Origin of the sequence: Pantoea rwandensis (assembly GCF_000759475.1) — a bacterium.
GTDB classification, from domain to species: Bacteria; Pseudomonadota; Gammaproteobacteria; order Enterobacterales; family Enterobacteriaceae; genus Pantoea; species Pantoea rwandensis_B.
Genome location: NZ_CP009454.1, coordinates 4,070,165 through 4,089,822, shown reverse-complemented (window position 1 = coordinate 4,089,822; position 19,658 = coordinate 4,070,165). Strand labels below are relative to the sequence as shown.

Genomic DNA, 19,658 nt, shown 5'->3' with positions numbered 1-19,658 from the left:
CTCAGATGCTGAAGTTTAGCCGTTTTCACCTGGCAATCACAGCCGCATGGCGTTGAATCTTCAGGAGCGCCCATAACTGATTGATTCTCACTCAACAGTCGCTATGCTGCTTTTTTGCCTGGAAAACGGAGGGGGTTCGATGAGAGTGCTGATTGCTGCGGATGAACATGCCTGGGGCGGATTAATTCCGGCCATTCGTCAGACGTTACCGGATATGGAGTTTATTGCCTCGGCGGGCCATGCGGCGGAGAGTCTGGCCGGTTTTGATGCGCTAATTCCTGGTATGTGCCGGGTGGATGCCCGATTGATCGCCACGGCCGATCGCCTGAAGCTGGTGCAGCAGGCGGGTGTCGGGCTGGAAGGTGTCGATCTTGAAGCGGCCAAAAAGGCCGGCATTATGGTGGCGAACGTTCCCTCCGATCATTCCGGTAATGCCGATTCGGTGGCGGAGTTGGGGATTTGGATGATGATTGGCCTGGCACGTCGTCAGCATGAGATCGCCGATTGCCTGGCACAGCAGAGGCTGGGTCAACCCATTGGCTTAGGTCTGATGGGCAAAACCTTGGGACTGGTGGGGCTGGGCGGCATCGGCAAAGCTTTGGCGAAGCGACTGGCTCCGTTTGGCATGCGTATGATCGGGGTAAAACGTGAAGCGGATGAAGCTTTTGCGCGCCAACATCAACTCGACTGGGTCGGCAATATGGCGCAGCTGCCGGAACTGTTGCAGCAGGTCGATTTTGTCGTGCTCAGCCTGCCTGACAATGCTACGACGCATAACATCATTAATGCCGATGCGCTGGCGCAGATGAAACCAGACAGTTTCCTGATCAACCTGGGTCGCGGTGGCCTGATCGAGAAGCAGGCGTTTCTGGCAGCGCTGGAGACAAAAAAATTGGCTGGCGCCGGGCTGGACGTGTTCTGGCAGGAGCCACCCGATCCACAAGATCCGGTGTTCCGCTATAACGTGATCGCGACGCCGCATATTGGCGGCGTCACCGATGTCTCAATGAAGGGAATTATCAAAGGGATCTGCGATAACCTGCGCCGTCTGCGCGACGGCGATGCGGTGATCGACCGCAAAGCCTGATCTTAAGGCAGGCGCAGCGGGATATTCTGTTGCGCCAGCCAGCTCTTCATCGCCGGTTCTGGCGCGCTATCACTCACCAGTAAATCAAAACGACGTAGCTCGCCAATGCGCGCGGGCAGCACTTTGCCAAATTTGCTGCTGTCCGCCACCAACACGCGCGTGCGCGAACGCAGCATGGCGTGATGTTTCATCGCTAACTCATTGATGTTATAGCAGGTTGCGCCCTGTTCCTGATCGATCCCCGCGGCGGAGATAAAGGCCAGCGTCGGGCAGAGATCGTCGAGGATCGAGTGAGCGCCAATCGGCGTAAACAGCGCGTTATCGGCATGAAACTCGCCGCCACTCAATATCACATTACAGGCGGGTTTCTCTTTCAGCGCGAGGAAGGTGTTCATGGCGCAGCAAATCGCGGTAAACGCGAGCGTGTCCGGAATGGCATCCACGATATAAGGCAGGGTAGTGCCACAGTCGAAAAACACCGTGTCATTTTCACTGATCAAACTGGCTGCGGCCTGCGCCAGGCGCTGTTTGCGTGCGGCATTTTGCCCGTGCTGATCGGAGACGAAATAGTGCCCGGCATGGCTTTTCGGATCGCTGACAATATACCCCCCCAACAGGACCACCGTAGAGGCTGGCTCGGTCAGATCGCGACGAATGGTCATCTCCGAGACGCCCAACAGTTGCGCCGCATCCTTCAGGTGCAGCTTATCGGTGCGCTTCAGTGCTTGCGCCAGCTTGTGAATACGTTCTTCGCGCCGGGTTTCCATGAGCATCTCTGTGTAATGACTATCCTGAGGAAGAAAGGTTTTACCCGTCGGCGTGGCAGAAGCGCCACCGAAATTTCGCGGTAAATCTCTCATATTTTAATGATTTGCGACTTTTCCAGCCGGCAATTTTTCAATATTACCTGTAATGAGATCGCCCCGCAAACTTCCCACACCGCGCTGAAAGCGTCAACGGCGCTGATGTGGTTTTGTTAAAATAATCACATATCTATTGCCTCTGTTGTTGAACAAATCGTTTTAACGTGCTGCTCAGGATGTGAATTTTGTCACACAGATCACTTTTTATACCTGCTAATGTGATTTAAATAACATTTAAAAGCTAAAAAATTCACCGGGGAGTAAACAATGGATATCGCGGTTATTGGGTCGAATATGGTGGACCTTATTACCTATACCAATCAGATGCCGAAAGTGGGCGAAACACTGGAAGCGCCTGATTTCGCCATCGGCTGTGGTGGCAAAGGGGCGAATCAGGCGGTGGCCGCCGCGAAAATGGGTGCCAGCGTGATGATGGTCAGCAAAGTGGGCGACGACCTGTTTGCGCCGAACACGGTAGCGAACCTCAAGCAGCAGGGCGTCGATACCCAATTTGTCACCACCGCGCCGGGCACCTCCAGCGGCGTGGCACCGATCTTTGTCGATGAGCAATCGCAGAACCGCATTCTCATCATCAAAGGCGCCAACCAGCAGCTCAAACCCGCCGATATTGATGCGGCAGCCGAGGCGCTGAAAGCCTGCCAGCTGATCATCCTGCAACTCGAAATTCCTCTGGAAACCGTCTACTACGCGATTGATTTTGCACGTCAACACGGCATCAAAGTGATTCTCAATCCGGCACCGGCGGTGGCGAATCTGGATATCGACTACGCCTGCAAATGTGACTTCTTTATGCCCAATGAAACCGAACTGGAGATTCTCACCGGTATGCCGGTGGGCACGGATGATGAGGTGAAACGGGCGGGGCAGGTGTTACTCAAGCGCGGTCTGAAGAACCTGATTATCACCCTGGGTGGACGCGGTTCACTGTGGATGTCCGGCGACCATCTGCATCATGTGGCACCAACGGCAGTGCAGGCGGTGGATACCAGCGGCGCGGGTGATGCCTTTATCGGCTGTTTTGCCCACGAGCTGGTAAAAACCGGCGATATCGCGGCCGCAATGTCGCAAGCCTCGGCTTATGCCGCGTGCAGCGTGACCGGCCGTGGCACGCAGCGCTCCTATCCTGACGCGGAAACCTTCCAGCGTTTTCTCAACCTAAACTGAGGTCGAGTCATGCAACAGAACATTGTTCAGCAACCTGACGGCTATCTGAATAAGACGCCACTGTTTCAGTTCATTTTGCTCTCGTGCCTGTTCCCATTGTGGGGTTGTGCCGCGAGCTTAAACGATATCCTGATTACGCAATTCAAAAGAGTGTTTGCGCTGAGCGATTTTGCCAGTGCCCTGGTGCAGAGTGCGTTTTACGGTGGCTACTTCCTGATCGCGATTCCCGCCTCGCTGGTGATCCGTAAAGCCACTTACAAGCTGGCGATTTTGATGGGACTGGTGCTGTATATCGTCGGTTGCGTGCTGTTCTATCCGGCGTCACATATGGCGACTTACACCATGTTCCTCGCGGCGATCTTCGCCATCGCCATTGGTCTTAGCTTCCTCGAAACGGCGGCGAATACCTATAGCTCGATGATTGGCCACCGCGATCACGCCACGCTACGCCTTAACATCAGCCAGACGTTCTATCCTATCGGTGCGCTGATGGGCATCGTGCTGGGTAAATATCTGGTGTTTCAGGATGGTGAAAGCCTGCATGCGCAGATGGCGGGCATGAACGCCGAGCAGGCCCACGCTTTCCGTCTTAGCATGCTGGAGCACACGCTGGAACCTTACAAATATCTGGTGATGGTGTTAGTGGTGGTGATGCTGCTGTTTCTCTTCACTCGCTATCCACGTTGCAAGCCGGAATCCAGTGAGAAGTCGTTGCCCTCGCTGGGTGAAACCTTCCGCTATCTGGCGGGTAATCGTCACTTTAAACGTGGCATCGTGGCGCAATTCCTCTATGTCGGGATGCAGGTGGCGGTGTGGTCCTTCACCATTCGTCTGGCATTGACGCTGGGGGCAACAAACGAACGTCACGCCTCTAACTTTATGATTTACAGCTTTATCTGCTTCTTTATCGGCAAGTTTGTCGCCAACTTCCTGATGACGCGCTTCCGTGCGGAAAAAGTGCTGATTGCCTACTCGATTCTGGGTGTGATCACCCTCGCGTGGGTGATGTTTGTGCCAAACTTTACCGCTGTATACGCGGCAGTGTTTGTCAGCGTGCTGTTTGGCCCTTGCTGGGCCACCATCTATGCGGGCACGTTAGCTACGGTGGATAACAAGTATACCGAAGTGGCAGGCGCGTTTATCGTGATGTCGATTGTGGGTGCGGCGTTTATCCCGGCTATACAGGGATTCGCCTCTGATCATCTGGGATCGATGCAGCTGGCATTTGGTGTCTCGCTGTTGTGCTTTGCCTGGGTAGGGTTCTATTTCTGGGGCGAGCTGCGCCATAAAAATCAGGCCATTCAGGCTGGTCGTTTGGTTGAGGAGATGCCATGAAAACCCGATTACCGCTGAGACGTGAACAGTTTCATGAAACGCCCAGCACGCTGTTGCACAATGAGTATTTCCACGTCGAGTTGTTTCGCTATCCGGCGGGTGTCGAAGCGGTGCGTATCAGCAACCAGCGCGGCACGGTGATTGTGCTGCCGTTTTACGGTCAAATGGTGTGGGATGCGACCTTTGATGGGCATTCCCTCACCATGGGACACAGCTTTAAACAGCCGCTGCTGGGCAGTTCGATTATCGATACCTACGGCTGTTTTGCCTTCCATTCTGGTTTGCTGGCGAATGGCTGTCCGGCGCCGGATGACGATCATCCGCTGCACGGTGAAATGGCCTGCGCGCGTATGGACAGCGCGTGGATCGTGCTGGAGCAGGATCGCGTTTCTCTCGAAGGGGAAACCGAGTATGTGAAAGGTTTTGGGCATCACTATCTGGCGGCGCCTGCGGTGCGCGTGCAGGCCAACACGCCGCGTTTACAGATCGACATGAACGTGACGAATCTGGCGGGGGCGCCGATGCCTTTACAGTACATGTGCCATTTGAACAGTGCCTGGCAGACACATGGGCGTTTTAAGCAGTCGATCCCGCAGGATGCGTTCAAGCTACGCACCTCGATCCCGGCACATGTGAAGCCCACGCCGCAGTGGACCGCGTATAACGATCGGCTGGCGCACGATCCCCAGGCATTTCAGCCGTTAGATCAACCCGAAATGTGCGATCCTGAGATCGTGTTCTTTGCCGATAATCTGCCGCAGTACGGCAATGAGGTGCAGTTCGAACTGCATGCCCCAGAAGGCTATGCCTTGATGACGCGCTTCGATAGCCGACAGTTCCCCCACGCCACACGCTGGTTGCTGCACAATCACGATCAGCAGGTCGCGGCTTACGTACTGCCCTCAACTTGTCGGCCAGAAGGATTTAAGGCGGCGCAGCGCGCTGGCACCCTGGTTGAGCTGGCACCCGGCGAGAAACGCCACTTCAGCGTGGAGACCGGCATTCTGTAATCACAGGCGGCCCTTTGTGCCGCCAGCCCCTTAACAGCACCAGACTGCGTTATCAGCCGTCACACAACTGAAGAGCATGACGCCATTTATGGCACCCTCCATCCATGTGTGTATGAATGCGCACCCTATAGTTAAATTGCCACAAGCCCGCGCACGCCTTCTGCTTCCATATTTGATCCCGCGCCGCGTTGCACGATCTCACCTCGCGACATCACCAGATACTGATCGGCCAACTCGGCGGCGAAATCGTAAAACTGCTCAACCAGCAGGATCGCCATATCACCGCGCTGGGCTAACTGGCGGATCACCGCGCCGATCTCTTTGATCACTGATGGCTGGATCCCTTCGGTCGGCTCGTCAAGGATCAACAGCTGCGGCTTACATGCCAAAGCACGACCGATTGCCAGCTGCTGCTGTTGCCCACCGGACAGATCGCCGCCGCGTCGGGCCTTCATTTCGCGCAGCACCGGGAACAGCTGGTAAATCTCCTCGGGCACGGATTTGGACTGCGATCCCGAGAAGCGTGCCAGCCCCATCAGCAGATTCTCCTCCACCGTCAGGCGCGGGAAAATTTCGCGGCCCTGCGGCACATAAGCAATACCCGCTTGCACACGCTGATGCGGCTTACGGCTGTTGATCACCTTATCCTGCCAGCGAATCTCGCCAGACTTTGCCGGGATTAGCCCCATCAGGCATTTCAGTAGCGTGGTTTTGCCCACGCCGTTGCGGCCCAGCAGGCAGGTAATTTCGCCCGGTTTCGTCTCAAACGAAAGACCGCGCAAAATATGGCTGCCGCCATAATATTGATTCAGTTCGGATACTTGCAGCATCTTAGCGCCCTAGATAAACGTCGATGACCCGATCGTTCGCCTGCACTTCGCGTAACGATCCCTCTGCCAGCACCTGGCCCTGATGCAGCACCGTGACGTGATCGGCAATAGTCTCGACAAAACCCATGTCGTGTTCCACCACCATCAGCGAATGCTTGCCTGCCAGACTGCGGAACAGCTCGGCGGTGTACTCGGTTTCCGCGTCGGTCATACCCGCCGCGGGTTCGTCGAGCAGTAGCAGATGCGGGTCCTGCACTAACAACATGCCTATTTCGAGAAACTGCTTCTGACCGTGCGACAACAAGCCCGCTTTGCGCTGGCGTTCACCGCTCAGCCGCAGCAGTTTTAGCACCTCATCGATGCGATCCTGCTGTTCGCCGTTGAGTCGTGCGCGCAGGCTAGCCCACACCGACTTATCGTTTTTCAGCGCGATTTCCAGATTCTCAAACACCGTTAAGGCTTCAAACACCGTGGGTTTCTGGAACTTGCGGCCAATGCCGGCCCGAGCGATCTCCACCGACGACATGCGGGTGAGATCGGTGTCCTGGTCATAGATCACTTGCCCGTTGTCGGGACGGGTTTTGCCGGTGATCACATCCATCAGCGTGGTTTTGCCCGCGCCGTTGGGGCCGATCACACAACGCAGCTCGCCGACGCCGATCTTCAGCGAAAGATCGGTGAGTGCGCGGAAGCCGTCAAAGGAGACGTTGATCTTCTCCAGTTGCAGCACCGGATCGCTCTGATCGCGATGGCGATCGGCGGGATGGGGTTGGGTAAACAGTTGCTCAGTCATCACGCCTCCGGCGCAGCAGGCCAATCACACCACGCGGCAGGAACAGCGTGACGAGGATAAACATCAGGCCGAGGAAGAACAGCCAATATTCCGGGAAGGCCACGGTGAACCAGCTTTTGGCTCCGTTTACAATAGCGGCCCCTAAAAGCGGGCCAATTAAGGTGCCGCGCCCGCCGAGTGCCACCCAGATAGCCGCCTCAATCGAGTTGGTCGGCGACATTTCACTGGGATTGATAATGCCGACCTGCGGCACATACAGCGCACCCGCAAGACCACATAACACCGCCGACAGCGTCCAGACAAACAGCTTGAAGCCTTTGGGGTCGTAACCGACAAACATTAAACGGTTTTCGGCATCACGCACGGCGGTGAGCACCCTGCCAAATTTGCTGCGCGCCAGTGCGAAGCCAATGCCAAGGCTGATTAACAACAGCAGCACGGTGGCGACGAACAGTCCAATACGCGTGCCGGTGGCGGTCACGTTAAAGCCGAGCAGGGTGGTGAAGCCGGTAAAACCGTTGTTACCGCCAAAGCCAGTTTCATTACGGAAGAACAGCAGCATGCCTGCGTAGGTCAGCGCCTGCGTCATGATCGAGAAGTAAACGCCTTTGATTTTTGAGCGGAAGGCGAAGTAGCCGAACACCAGCGCCAGCAAACCCGGCACCAGCATGATCAGACACAGCGCCCAGGCAAAGTGCTGGGTACCCGCCCAGAACCACGGCAGCTCATTCCACGACAGGAACGACATAAAGGCTGGTAAGCCCTCGCCCGATGCCTGGCGCATCAGGTACATGCCCATCGCATAGCCGCCCAATGCGAAGAACAGACCGTGTCCAAGAGACAGCAATCCGGCGTAACCCCACACAAGATCCAGCGCCACCGCGACAATCGCATAGCAGAGGATTTTGCCGATCAAGGTCAGCGTGTAGGTGGAGATCGCCAGCGGATGTGTGGCCGGTAGCAGAGCGCAGAACGGCAGCACCAACAGCAGCACGGTGATCAGGATTCCGAGGCTGATGCTGAGGCGCGGCGCTTTGCGCGTCAGCGTTAACGTCAGGGGTTGGCTCATCAGTCTATTACCCTCCCTTTGAAGGCAAACAGGCCCTGTGGACGTTTCTGAATGAACAGCACGATCAGCACGAGGATGAGGATTTTACCCAGCACCGCACCAATCTGCGGTTCCAGCACTTTGTTGAGGATGCCCAGACCAAAGGCGGCGACTACCGTGCCCGCCAGTTGGCCTACGCCGCCCAGCACCACCACCAGGAAGGAGTCGATGATGTAACCCTGGCCGAGTTCCGGGCCGACGTTACCGAGCTGCGACAGCGCCACGCCGCCCAGTCCGGCAATGCCGGAACCCAGACCAAACGCCAGCATATCGATGCGCCCGGTTGGTACGCCGCAGCAATCGGCCATGGCACGGTTTTGCGTCACGGCGCGCACGCTCAGGCCCAGACGCGTTTTATTGAGCAGCAGCCAGGTCAGGCCGAGTACCGCAAACACAAACAGGATCACCGCAATACGGTTGTACGGCAGCACCAGATTAGGCAGCACTTGCCAGCCGCCAGACAGCCAGCTTGGGTTAGCCACTTCCAGGTTCTGTGCGCCAAACAGCATGCGCACCAGTTGGATCAGCATCAGACTGATGCCCCAGGTGGCGAGCAGGGTTTCCAGCGGGCGGCCGTATAAATGGCGAATGATGGTGCGCTCCAGCAGCATGCCAATGCTTGCGGTGATCAGGAATGCCACAGGCAGCGCCAGCAGCGGATACCACGCCAGCCACTGCGGTGCGAACTGCTGGAACAGGTTTTGTACAAACCAGGTGGCGTAAGCGCCGAGCATCAGCATCTCACCGTGCGCCATGTTGATCACGCCAAGCAGGCCGTAAGTGATCGCCAGACCCAGCGCGGCCAGCAGCAGGATCGAGCCGAGTGACAGGCCGGTAAACGCCTGACCGAACAGATCGCCCCACATCAGGCGATGTTTGATTTGTTGCAGGCTCTCCGTGGCCGCGGCGCGCACCTGCGCATCGGGTTCGTTGCTGGCCTGCGTTAAGCGATTGAGGCTGGCCTGCATATTAGGATCGCTGGATTCACCGAGCAGCGTGACGGCTTTGAGGCGTACGGCGGCATCCGGGCTGGCCAGTTGCAGGTTGGCGGCGGCCATGGCGAGCACGGCGTGAACCTGAGTGTCTTTTTCCACGGCGAAGCGCTGTTCGATCAGCGGCAACTGATCGGCCGCTCCATCGTTTTGCAACTGTTGTGCGGCACGCAGGCGGATAGCCGGATCATCGCTCACCAGCTGGTGGGCGGCGAGGGCGCTGGCGATTAACACGCGCAGCCGGTTGTTCATAAACAGCTTTTTGGTCTCACCCGTCGGCTGTTGTGCGCTGTCCAGCGGGATGAGTTTGTCATCCTGCTTGCTGAATGGCTGTTTATTTTGGTCGATGACCATGCTTTCGTTACGCAGCGCCTGCAGCAGCGGCAAGCGGCTGGCTTGCGGAGTGGCCGCCCACTGTTGCAGCAGATTGGCCTGTTCAGTGCGGCTGGCGGCGGCGAAATCAGCGCCATCGCCCGCCTGGGCGAGCCACGGCAGGAGCAGCAGCAGACAGCAAAGATAACGGCGGAGGATCATGGTTATCGTCCTGTTACGGTGGTGCAGTGTTGAAAACGGTCGCCATGAATGACGACCCTACGTTGTCCGGGCAAAGTTTGCAGGGTCACCATGAACGACGGCCCCATGTTGTCCGAGCGAAGTTTGCAGGGCCACCCTAATTGACGACCCTACATTGTCCGGTGCCTTTTCATAGGGAACGCATTCATGAACGCCGGGTTAAATACGGACTCATTGGCTTAAGTGAGCGTCATTACGTCATGAATGACGCCCCGACATTATCCGAGCGAAGTTTGTAGGGTCGCCCTTGAAGGCGACCACGGCATTACTTCGTCGATTTCACTGGATAATCCGGCTTCTTATCATTACCAGCGATATACGGGCTCCAGGGCTGAGCGCGGATTGGCTTATCGGTCTGCCACACCACGTTGAACTGACCGTTCTCTTCCACTTCACCGATCATCACTGGTTTATGCAGATGGTGGTTGGTTTTATCCATGGTCAGCGTGAAGCCGTCCGGTGCTTTAAAGGTCTGTCCGGCCATCGCCGCACGCACTTTGTCCACATCGGTGGTACCCGCTTTTTCTACCGCCTGCGCCCACATATGGATACCGACATAGGTTGCTTCCATCGGGTCATTGGTCACCACGGTGCCTGCGTTCGGCAGGTTGTGCGCTTTGGCATAAGCACGGTAATCCGCCACGAATTTCGCGTTAGTTGGGTTATCCACCGATTCGAAGTAGTTCCATGCGGCTAACTGACCCACCAGCGGTTTGGTATCAATCCCGCGCAGTTCTTCCTCGCCAACAGAGAAGGCGATTACCGGAATATCCGTGGCTTTGATGCCCTGGTTAGCCAGCTCTTTGTAGAAAGGCACGTTGGAGTCACCATTGATGGTGGAGATCACTGCAGTTTTGCCACCGGCGGAGAACTTCTTGATGTTAGAAACGATGGTCTGATAATCGCTGTAGCCAAACGGCGTGTAGACCTCTTCAATGTCTTTATCCTGAATGCCTTTGGTGTGCAGGAAGGCGCGCAGGATCTTGTTGGTGGTGCGCGGGTAGACGTAATCGGTACCCAGCAGGAAGAAGCGCTTGGCGCTGCCGCCGTCTTCGCTCATCAGATATTCCACCGCCGGAATCGCCTGCTGGTTAGGGGCGGCACCGGTATAAAACACGTTTGGCGACATCTCTTCGCCTTCATACTGCACGGGATAGAACAGCAGGCCGTTCAGCTCTTCAAACACCGGCAGCACCGACTTACGTGAGACCGAGGTCCAGCAACCGAATACTGCCGCGACTTTATCCTGCGTTAACAGCTGGCGCGCTTTTTCCGCGAACAGCGGCCAGTTAGATGCCGGATCGACCACCACCGGTTCCAGCTTTTTGCCCAGCACGCCGCCTTTGGCGTTGATTTCATCAATGGTCATCAGGGCCACGTCTTTCAGCGGCGTCTCGGAGATCGCCATGGTGCCGGAAAGCGACGACATGATGCCGACTTTGATGGTATCAGCGGCCTGGGCACCAAAGGTAAAGCCCAAACTGGCCACAGTGGCGGAGAGCGCAAAAGCTTTTAGCAACGAACGTCTTTTCATCGTTAACCCTCTAAATGTGTTAGTGTTTTTATTCAATGGGTTGAAGCCGGGCCTGCTGTAACATATGCAATGTGATCTTTCTGACCTCTGCCTTACTGACAGCGATGTGGTCGGTTAAAATGCGTTGTGCCTCCTCGGTTTTTTGCTGGAAAATCGCCCGTAAAATCTGAGCGTGTTCGCGGTATGTCGCATCTACCCGGTCGTCACGGGTAAAGTCGAGACGACGGATGATGCGGATTTTTTCGGTCAGTTCGGCGTGGATGCGTGCCATCTCCTGATTGCCAGCGGCGGCCACCAGCGCCATGTGAAAGGCTTCATCGTGCGCCGACACCGCTTTGCCATCCTCAAGGCGTGGCGCATCGATCCAGAAGCCTTTCAGTTCGGTCAGGATCTCCGCACAGGCCAGCGGTGGCAGCGCGCACAGGCGGCGCACGGCTTCGCGCTCCAACACGGTGCGGAAGTCGTACAGTTCCTCGAAGTATTCGAAGTCGAACGGCTTCACCTGCCAGCCGCTGCGGAACCACACTTCGACATAGCCCTCGCGCTCCAGCCAGAACAGCGCCTGACGCACCGGCGTGCGGCTCACGTCGAGCCGATCGGCGATTTCGTTTTCGCTAAAGCGGTCACCGGGCATCAAACGAAACTCAAAAATGTCTTGTTTCAGTGCCTGATAAACCTTCTCCGCCAGTGCTTCCGGGCGGCCTTTGCTACGTGGGCTTTGATTCATACCAGCTCCTTATTCCAGCCACAGCAGGGTGTCGCCCGGACTCACCGGACGTCCTGCCTGGCAGGCGATGCGTTTCACCGTGCCGGCCTGCGGCGCGACAATCGCCAGTTCCATTTTCATTGCTTCAACGATGATCAGCGTCTGACCGGCTTCCACCGCGTCACCTGGCTGCACCAGCACTTTCCAGATGTTGCCGTTCATATCGGCACACACCGCCAGTGCATCTTCGTCGGCTTCCGGGGCCATCAGCGTCTCTTCACTGGTCAGCGGCGCGTTCTGCTCTTCCTGCGCCCACAGCGTCACTTCCTGTTCGAAAGCGGCTGACTGGCGCTGACGGAATTCGGCAATCGAGTCGGCGTGTTCAGCGAGGAATTGCTGGTGGGCAGCGAAATCAAACAGGGTTTCTTCGATGCGTACCGTGGCGCGACCTTCGCGGAAGTCATCGCGTAGCTGAGTGAGTTCATCTTCGGTCACCGGATAGAAGCGCACCTGATCGAAGAAGTGCAGCAGCCAAGGCTCATCCGCCGCGAACTGGTCGTTCTTGAGGAATTTGTTCCAGATTGGCAGCGTGCGGCCCACCAGTTGATAGCCACCTGGGGAATCCATGCCGTAGATGCACATGTACATCCCGCCAATACCAACCGTGCCTTCGGCGGTAAAGGTACGTGCCGGGCTGTATTTGGAACTGAGCAGGCGATGGCGTGGATCGATCGGTACTGCGCACGGTGCGCCGAGGTAGACATCACCCAGGCCGAGGATCAGATAACTGGCATCGAAAAGGGTATCGCGCACCGCTTCACGACTCTCCAGCCCATTAATACGCTGGATAAAATCGACGTTGTTTGGCAGCCAGGGCGCACTGGCCCGCACGGTTTCTTTGTAACGCTCGACGGCACCGAGTGTGGCGCTGTCTTCAAACGCCATTGGCATCCAGACAATCCGTGACGGCACCTTCAGCTGGCTGACATCACCGAGTCCGGCTTCCAGTTCCAGCAGCAGATTCATCAGCTGTTTCTGGCTGAGGATCAGGCTGTCATAGCGCACCTGCAATGAACGCACACCGGGCGATAACTCTTCCACGCCGGGCACCGCGCGTTCGCGAAGCGCATTCATCAACAGGTGCACACGCAGACGCAGCGCCAGATCCAGCACGTTATCGCCATACTCAATCAGCACGTATTTATCCCCGGCCTGGCGATAAACCGCCGCTGGTGTGGCAGCCGTAGCAGGTAAGGCGGCGAGCAAGGTGGCGGAGCCAATATCGCTGGCGGCCAGTGAGGGCACCTCAAAAGCAGGCGCATGAGTGCTGCGCAGAGTTTCCACGCTGTGCGCCTGCGCTTTCTCCAGCGCCACCGCTTCGTCAGCGCTGATCGGATGGAAGCGAATGCGGTCGCCTGGTTTCACCTGACCAACTTTCCACAGCTCTGCTTTGGCAATCGTCACCGGACAGACGAAGCCACCGAGGCTCGGGCCGTCATGGGTCAGGATCACCGGGAAGTCACCGGTAAAGTTCACCGCGCCAATCGCGTATTCGCAGTCGTGCACGTTAGAAGGGTGCAGCCCGGCTTCGCCGCCGTTGGCACGCGTCCAGGTCGGTTTGGGTCCCACTAAGCGCACGCCAAGACGGTTGGAGTTGTAGTGCACCTGCCAGTCGCTGGCGAAGAACTCATCAATCGCGGATTGTGTGAAGAAGTCGGGCGCGCCGTGCGGGCCGTACAGCACGCCGATGCGCCATTCGGTGCCATAGTGCGGCACCAGCGCGTGATCGAGCGCTTGTGGCTCACTGACCGGCGCGGGCGTGGTGCAGGCAGCCAGCCGTGGCTGAGAGATCGGCAGCATATCCGCGACGCGCAAGGTGCGTCCGGCATGACCACCAAACTGGCCGAGTGAGAAGGTGGAACGGCTGCCAAGGTATTCCGGCACGTCGAAGCCGTTGCGAACCGCTAAATAGGTGCGACAGCCGCTTTGAGCACGGCCTAACGCCAGCGTCTGGCCTGCTTTCACGCTGATCGGCTGCCAGTAATTGAGGCTGGCGCCATCCAGTTCTGCCGGGCAATCGGCTCCGGTCAGGGCAATCACCGCCTCGCTGTGGAAACGCAGCGTCGGGCCTTGCAGAGTGAATTCCAACCCGGCGGCGCTGTCGTGGTTGCCGACAATGCGGTTTGCGAGGCGGAAAGCGAAGTCATCCATCGGACCAGAAGGCGGCACGCCAATATCCCAATAGCCGAGACGGCCAGGGAAATCCTGAATGCTGCTGAGGGTACCCGGTTGCAGCACTTCAATCACGCTGGCAGACGGCGTAAAACTGTCGAGGAAACGCGTCCAGACTTTGCCGCTGCTGAACGCTTCGGTGGCAACAATCTGGCGCAGATAATCGAGGTTGGTGGCGATGCCGTGCAGCTGCGTGGCATCCAGCGCCTGCTGCATTTTCGCCAGCGCCGCCTCACGCGTGTCGGCGTGAACGATCAGTTTGGCAATCATCGGATCGTAAAACGCTGAGACTTCGGTGCCGGTATCGATCCAGCCATCGACGCGCACGCCATCCGGGAAACTGACGCCGGTCAGGGTGCCGGGACTTGGCTGGAAGTTTTTCAGTGGATCTTCGGCGTAGATACGCACTTCAATCGATGCGCCTTTGGGGGCCTGTTGCAGTCGCGCCCAGTCGATGGCATCACCGGCGGCGACTTGCAGCATGCACTCCACCAGATCGAGCCCGGTGACACACTCCGTCACCGGATGCTCAACCTGCAAGCGGGTGTTCACTTCGAGGAAGTAGAACGCATCCTGTGCGGCGTCGTAGATGTATTCCACGGTACCGGCGCTGCGATAGCTCACTAGCTCGCCCAGACGCACGGCCGAAGAGAGCAGCGCCTCACGCGTCGCCTGCGGCAGGTTCGGTGCCGGGGTCTCTTCCACCACTTTCTGGTTGCGACGCTGCAATGAGCAGTCACGCTCACCGAGGGCGATCACTTTGCCGCTGCCGTCACCAAAAATCTGCACTTCAACATGGCGCGCGCGGTCAACAAAGCGCTCCAGGAACACGCCTGCATCACTGAAGAATTGTTCGCCGAGACGACGTACGCTCTCCCACGCATTGTGCAGCGCATCGGCGTCGTCACAGCGGGTTAAGCCAATACCGCCGCCGCCCGCCGTGCTTTTTAGCATCACCGGATAACCGATGTTTTCTGCCGCGCTGAGCGCCTCTTCCAGCGAGTTGAGCAGCGGTGTGCCAGGCGTCATCGGCACACCTGCGCTGGCCGCCAGTTCACGCGCGCGGTGCTTCAGGCCAAACTCGCCAATCTGCTGCGCCGTCGGGCCAACAAAAGCAATCCCCGCTTCTTCACAGGCGGCGGCAAACGGCAGGCTTTCGGAGAGGAAGCCGTAGCCTGGCCAGATGGCTTCCGCGCCGGTCTCTTTGGCGGCGGCCAGAATCTTATCGATGCGCAGATAGCTGTCGCTGGCTTTATCGCCACTCAGCGCGATCGCCACATCGGCTTCTTTGACATGGCGCGCGTTACGGTCGGCATCGGAGTAAACGGCGACGCTCTTCACACCAAGACGTTTCAGGGTGCGAATCGCACGGCAGGCGATTTCGCCACGGTTAGCGATCAGTACGGTGCTGAACATGGTTATTTACTCCCCTGAGAGGCCAGCCAGTTGCGCCAGCCGCCGAATTCGGTAATTTCCAGCGCCTGCGACAGCACCGCCGGTTCACAGATAAAGCCTTTCACCACGCGGCCATCAGCCAGCGTCAGTGAGCCAATGCCGAGCGGTGCCGGGATTTCCGCCACGAATTCGCCAAAGCGTGCCAGCGGGATATCCCACAGTTCCACGGTGATAGCGGCACCGCTGTCGCCGCGCAGCAGGCCGGGCTTCTTAATGGGGCCATCGAGCAGCGCAAACAGACGGTAGTGGCTGGCGGTTTGCGTCTCCTCTACCAACACGGCGTTGCGGGTGGTGAGCTGGAAATTCAGCGGCATGCCGGTGAGGTGCGCACCGACGACTGCCACGCGTACGTGATCGGCAGAGAGCGGGAAGGCACTGTGTTGAGAGGGCTGAGCTTTGCCGGTAGCGCCTAACGTCAGCGCCATCTGCTGCTGCCACTGAATGCCGAAGCCTGCTAACGCGCGATCTTGCCAGGCCGGTGCAATCAGCGTAATGCCAGCAGGCAGGCCATCAGCGCGGAACGGGCCAGGCAGCGCCAGCGCGCTGAGATCAGCGAGGTTAGTGAAGTTGGTGTAGGTGCCAAACTGCGAGTTGTAGTGCACCGGCTCCTGCTTCATCTCTTCCAGCGTGTGAATGGTCGGCGAGGTCGGTACCACGACCGCATCAAACTGCGCCAGGGTTTGCTGGATTTGACGCGTCAGCTCAGCGCGCAGGTATTCCGCCTGGTAAGCCTCGACGGCGGTGTATTTCAGGCCACTGCTGACAATGCCGTACACCACCGGGTCCATCTCTTCCGGGTGATTGATCATCTCACCGACAGCGACAGTGCGCTCGGCAACCCACGGGCCGTAATAAAGCTGTTCCGCCAGCTGGTGGAATGCGGTGAAGTCGATCGGATGCAGCGTCGCGCCGCCCGCTTGCAGTTGCTCCAGGGCACTCAACCACGCCGCTTCGGCCTGCTTATCACCAAAGAATTCAGGCGTGGCGGGAATGGCGAAATCAGGTTGAGCCTTGAAGCTGGCAGGCGCGGTGTGCGGATTGCTGCGCGAGTAGGCATCTCCGGCATCGTAACCGCCTGCAGCGGTGGCAACGGCGAAGGCATCTTCTACGGTCAGGGCGAAGACGGAGATGGTGTCATTCAAACGGCAAGCAGGCACGACGCCGCTGGCCGAGAACCAGCCTTTGGTCGGTTTAAGACCGACGATGTTGTTAAAACCTGCCGGGACGCGACCGGAACCGGCGGTATCGGTGCCCAGCGAGAAGCCCACCAGGCCGCGCGCCAGCACCGAAGCAGAACCGGAGCTGGAACCGCCGCTAACATACTCGGGGTTAAAGGTGTTGCTGACTGCGCCAAACGGAGAACGCGTGCCGACTAAACCTGTTGCATACTGGTCGAGGTTGGTTTTGCCGATCACCACCGCACCGGCTGCTTTGAGCTGTGCGACCACAAAGGCATCAGTTTCAGCCGTGTAGGTTAAGGCCGGGCAGGCGGCACTGGTCGGCCAGCCTGCCACATCGATATTGTCTTTCACCGCAAACGGCACGCCAAACAGCGGCAGTGCAGCGGGATTGCGCAGGTAGCTGGCCAGCAAAGGTTCAATTTGAGCCTGCAATTGAGCGGGCGAAGCGACATACAGCCAGGCGTTATCCTGCTGGTCGATGGCGTCGAGGTGTGCTGCCAACAAGGTGCTGATGCACTGTGGGTCCTGCTGGTAGCGGTGTTGCCAATCCTGAAGCGTGTATCCGAAGGTTGCTGCCATGAGTGAATTCCAACTGGTATACAAGATGGAATTCAACAGAGCAAAGCGCGTGCCATTTTTGTAAGTAAATGAATAGTTGTAGCTAATTGATATGACATAAGATTTTGTGATGATAATTTGCACAGTCACAGCGCAGACGGTGTGCAATCACGGTGCGCCTGCGTAAATTTTGTGAAGAACATGGCAAGAGACCGTTGGCCTGGTTAGCATGAGTTAAGTCTGGCATGAGCTGGATCGCAGCAGAGAGGAGAGCAGAGTGGAGAAGTGGCGTAACTGGATGATAGGGATCTGTCTGGTCAGCACGGCCAGCAGCGTGTGGGCCGACTCGCTGGATCAACAAAGACAGCGCTATGCGCAAATCAAACAAGCCTGGGATAACAATCAAATGGACCAGGTCTCGCAGCTGATGCCAACGCTGCAGGATTATCCGCTCTATCCGTATCTGCAATACCGTTTGCTGGCGCAGGATCTCGATCAAGAGACGCCGCTGGCGGTGAAGAATTTCATTCAGCAATATCCAACGCTGCCACCGGCGCGTTCGCTCTCGACACGCTTCGTCAACGTGCTGGCACATCGTCAGGACTGGCAGGGCGTATTGAGCTTCAGCCCGGATGAGCCAAAACCGGTGCAGGCGCGCTGTAACTGGTATTACGCCAAGTGGGCTACCGGCCAACAGCAGGTAGCGTTTGATGGCGCGAAATCGATCTGGCTACGCGGTTCCGCGTTACCGAATGATTGCGATCAGCTGTTCTCGGTGTGGCAAGCGTCCGGACAGATGTCGCCGATTACCATTCTCGAACGTATTCGCCTGGCGATGAAAGCCGGCAACGACAGTCTGGTCAATTACCTGGCCAAAATGTTGCCCGCGGATTACCAGACCACCTCCAGCGCGCTGATTGCGCTGCAGCAAAATCCGCAAACCGTCACCACGTTTGCCAGTAGCCTCGGTCCGACCGATTTCACTCGTATGGCCACCAGTTATGCCTTTGCCCGCGTCGCGCGTGAAGACATGGATAATGCGCGCATGATGATCCCGCAACTGGTGCAGGCGCAGAAAATGAGCCCGGCGGAAGAGCAGGATCTGAAGGAAACCGTGGTGTGGCGCATGATGGGCGCGGATCTGACTTCCGAGCAGGCGCGCTGGCGTGATGCAGTGGTGATGAACAGTGAATCCACTGCGCTGGTGGAACGTCGCGTGCGGCTGGCGTTGAGTCAGAACGATCGCCGAGGACTGAACACCTGGATCGCGCGTTTACCGGTTGAAGCCAAAGAGAAAGATGAGTGGCAATACTGGCAGGCCGATCTGCTGATTTCTCAGGGGCGCAAAGAAGAAGCCGATGAGATTCTGCGTAAGCTGATGCAGGCTCGTGGTTTCTACCCGATGGTGGCGGCGCAACGTCTCGGCGTGGAATATCCATTGCAGATCGACCAGGCCCCGGCGGCAGACAGCTCGGTGGTGCAGGGGCCCGAACTGGCGCGCGTGCGTGAGCTGATGTATTGGGGGCTGGATAACCTGGCGCGCAGTGAGTGGGCCAATCTAATCTCCAGCAAAACCCATTCGCAGCAGCAGATGCTGGCGCGTTACGCCAACGAGCAGGACTGGTGGGATCTCAGTGTGCAGGCCACTATTACCGCGAAAATGTGGGATAGCCTGAAAGAGCGCTTCCCGCTGGCATGGCGCAATCTGTATCAGCAATACACCAGCGATAAAGGTATTCCGCAGAGCTATGCTATGGCGATCTCCCGCCAGGAGAGCGCGTGGAATCCGAAAGCGCGTTCACCGGTCGGTGCCAGCGGTTTGATGCAGGTGATGCCAGCGACAGCAGCGCATACCGTGAAGATGTATAACATCCCCGGCTATGTGAACAGCAGCCAGCTGCTGGATCCGCAGACCAATATCCAGATTGGTACGCAGTATCTGGAGTACGTCTATCAGCAGTTCGATCAGAACCGTATCTTCTCCTCGGCGGCGTATAATGCCGGGCCGGGCAGGGTGCGCAGCTGGTTGAACAACAGCGGCGGCAAACTGGATGCGGTGGCGTTTATCGAAACCATCCCGTTCTCGGAAACGCGCGGCTACGTGAAAAACGTACTGGCCTATGATGCCTACTACCGTTACTTCATGGGCAAGCCGGATAAGATTCTCGCCGATGGCGAGTGGAATCGCCGTTACTAGCTGTGCTATGCTTCCGTAC

General features: G+C 57.6%; 14 protein-coding genes. 5 read left to right on the top strand and 9 right to left on the bottom strand.

Going from position 1 to position 19,658, the window contains the following annotated elements; all coding sequences use genetic code 11:
* The first annotated feature begins 139 nt into the window (after window positions 1–139).
* The gene (locus LH22_RS18730; RefSeq protein ID WP_038649217.1) at window positions 140–1,087 is read left to right on the top strand and encodes a 2-hydroxyacid dehydrogenase; all 948 of its coding nucleotides are present in this window, start codon (window positions 140–142) and stop codon (window positions 1,085–1,087) included.
* Between the two features lie 2 nt (window positions 1,088–1,089).
* On the opposite strand, the gene deoR is transcribed toward LH22_RS18730, so the two are convergent.
* Window positions 1,090–1,854: a DNA-binding transcriptional repressor DeoR gene (gene deoR, locus LH22_RS18725; protein ID WP_038649214.1), complete on the bottom strand. Its 765-nt coding sequence runs from the start codon at window positions 1,852–1,854 to the stop codon at window positions 1,090–1,092.
* Window positions 1,855–2,217: 363 nt separating this feature from the next.
* Between deoR and rbsK the strand changes: the two genes are divergently transcribed.
* The 3 genes from rbsK to LH22_RS18710 are packed head-to-tail and all read left to right on the top strand — an operon-like array spanning window position 2,218 to window position 5,480.
* Window positions 2,218–3,135: a ribokinase gene (gene rbsK / locus LH22_RS18720; RefSeq protein ID WP_038649212.1), complete on the top strand. Its 918-nt coding sequence runs from the start codon at window positions 2,218–2,220 to the stop codon at window positions 3,133–3,135.
* A gap of 9 nt (window positions 3,136–3,144) precedes the next feature.
* A complete protein-coding gene (fucP, locus tag LH22_RS18715; protein ID WP_038649209.1) occupies window positions 3,145–4,470 on the top strand; it encodes an L-fucose:H+ symporter permease in 1,326 nt (441 codons plus the stop codon).
* Window positions 4,467–5,480, top strand: coding sequence for an aldose 1-epimerase family protein (locus tag LH22_RS18710; RefSeq protein WP_038649206.1), 1,014 nt, complete (start codon window positions 4,467–4,469; stop codon window positions 5,478–5,480). The genes fucP and LH22_RS18710 overlap by 4 nt, the downstream gene beginning before the upstream one ends.
* A gap of 131 nt (window positions 5,481–5,611) precedes the next feature.
* Here the strand turns inward: LH22_RS18710 and urtE are convergent, their stop codons facing one another.
* From urtE to atzF, 8 genes are all read right to left on the bottom strand, one after another.
* Window positions 5,612–6,310, bottom strand: a complete 699-nt coding sequence (urtE, locus tag LH22_RS18705) for an urea ABC transporter ATP-binding subunit UrtE (RefSeq protein ID WP_038649204.1) — start codon at window positions 6,308–6,310, stop codon at window positions 5,612–5,614.
* Window position 6,311: 1 nt separating this feature from the next.
* On the bottom strand, window positions 6,312–7,103 hold the full coding sequence (gene urtD, locus LH22_RS18700) for an urea ABC transporter ATP-binding protein UrtD (protein WP_034826215.1): 792 nt from the start codon (window positions 7,101–7,103) through the stop codon (window positions 6,312–6,314).
* Entirely contained in the window at window positions 7,096–8,172 is a 1,077-nt protein-coding gene (urtC, locus tag LH22_RS18695; RefSeq protein ID WP_038649201.1) for an urea ABC transporter permease subunit UrtC, read from the bottom strand. Before urtC ends, urtD begins: the two co-directional genes overlap by 8 nt.
* Window positions 8,172–9,737, bottom strand: a complete 1,566-nt coding sequence (urtB, locus tag LH22_RS18690; protein ID WP_038649198.1) for an urea ABC transporter permease subunit UrtB — start codon at window positions 9,735–9,737, stop codon at window positions 8,172–8,174. Before urtB ends, urtC begins: the two co-directional genes overlap by 1 nt.
* Before the next feature lie 304 nt (window positions 9,738–10,041).
* Complete coding sequence (urtA, locus tag LH22_RS18685) at window positions 10,042–11,310, bottom strand: urea ABC transporter substrate-binding protein (protein WP_034826208.1); 1,269 nt, start codon at window positions 11,308–11,310, stop codon at window positions 10,042–10,044.
* Between the two features lie 28 nt (window positions 11,311–11,338).
* Complete coding sequence (locus LH22_RS18680; protein WP_038649195.1) at window positions 11,339–12,037, bottom strand: GntR family transcriptional regulator; 699 nt, start codon at window positions 12,035–12,037, stop codon at window positions 11,339–11,341.
* Between the two features lie 9 nt (window positions 12,038–12,046).
* A complete protein-coding gene (gene uca, locus LH22_RS18675) occupies window positions 12,047–15,664 on the bottom strand; it encodes an urea carboxylase (protein WP_038649192.1) in 3,618 nt (1,205 codons plus the stop codon).
* A 2-nt stretch (window positions 15,665–15,666) separates the two neighbouring features.
* Window positions 15,667–17,463, bottom strand: coding sequence for an allophanate hydrolase (gene atzF, locus LH22_RS18670; protein WP_038650270.1), 1,797 nt, complete (start codon window positions 17,461–17,463; stop codon window positions 15,667–15,669).
* A gap of 256 nt (window positions 17,464–17,719) precedes the next feature.
* Here atzF and sltY point away from each other — a divergent pair, with 256 nt between their 5' ends.
* Window positions 17,720–19,639 carry a murein transglycosylase gene (sltY, locus tag LH22_RS18665; RefSeq protein WP_038649189.1) on the top strand — a complete coding sequence of 640 codons (1,920 nt, stop codon included), beginning with the start codon at window positions 17,720–17,722 and terminating at the stop codon, window positions 19,637–19,639.
* The last annotated feature ends 19 nt before the right edge of the window (window positions 19,640–19,658 follow it).

What these genes read in the sequence shown, in the direction of transcription:
- LH22_RS18730 (WP_038649217.1), top strand. Translation starts at nt 140, where the DNA reads ATGAGAGTGCTGATTGCTGCGGATGAACATGCCTGGGGCGGATTAATT.
- deoR (WP_038649214.1), bottom strand. Translation starts at nt 1,854, where the DNA reads ATGGAAACCCGGCGCGAAGAACGTATTCACAAGCTGGCGCAAGCACTG.
- rbsK (WP_038649212.1), top strand. Translation starts at nt 2,218, where the DNA reads ATGGATATCGCGGTTATTGGGTCGAATATGGTGGACCTTATTACCTAT.
- fucP (WP_038649209.1), top strand. Translation starts at nt 3,145, where the DNA reads ATGCAACAGAACATTGTTCAGCAACCTGACGGCTATCTGAATAAGACG.
- LH22_RS18710 (WP_038649206.1), top strand. Translation starts at nt 4,467, where the DNA reads ATGAAAACCCGATTACCGCTGAGACGTGAACAGTTTCATGAAACGCCC.
- urtE (WP_038649204.1), bottom strand. Translation starts at nt 6,310, where the DNA reads ATGCTGCAAGTATCCGAACTGAATCAATATTATGGCGGCAGCCATATT.
- urtD (WP_034826215.1), bottom strand. Translation starts at nt 7,103, where the DNA reads ATGACTGAGCAACTGTTTACCCAACCCCATCCCGCCGATCGCCATCGC.
- urtC (WP_038649201.1), bottom strand. Translation starts at nt 8,172, where the DNA reads ATGAGCCAACCCCTGACGTTAACGCTGACGCGCAAAGCGCCGCGCCTC.
- urtB (WP_038649198.1), bottom strand. Translation starts at nt 9,737, where the DNA reads ATGATCCTCCGCCGTTATCTTTGCTGTCTGCTGCTGCTCCTGCCGTGG.
- urtA (WP_034826208.1), bottom strand. Translation starts at nt 11,310, where the DNA reads ATGAAAAGACGTTCGTTGCTAAAAGCTTTTGCGCTCTCCGCCACTGTG.
- LH22_RS18680 (WP_038649195.1), bottom strand. Translation starts at nt 12,037, where the DNA reads ATGAATCAAAGCCCACGTAGCAAAGGCCGCCCGGAAGCACTGGCGGAG.
- uca (WP_038649192.1), bottom strand. Translation starts at nt 15,664, where the DNA reads ATGTTCAGCACCGTACTGATCGCTAACCGTGGCGAAATCGCCTGCCGT.
- atzF (WP_038650270.1), bottom strand. Translation starts at nt 17,463, where the DNA reads ATGGCAGCAACCTTCGGATACACGCTTCAGGATTGGCAACACCGCTAC.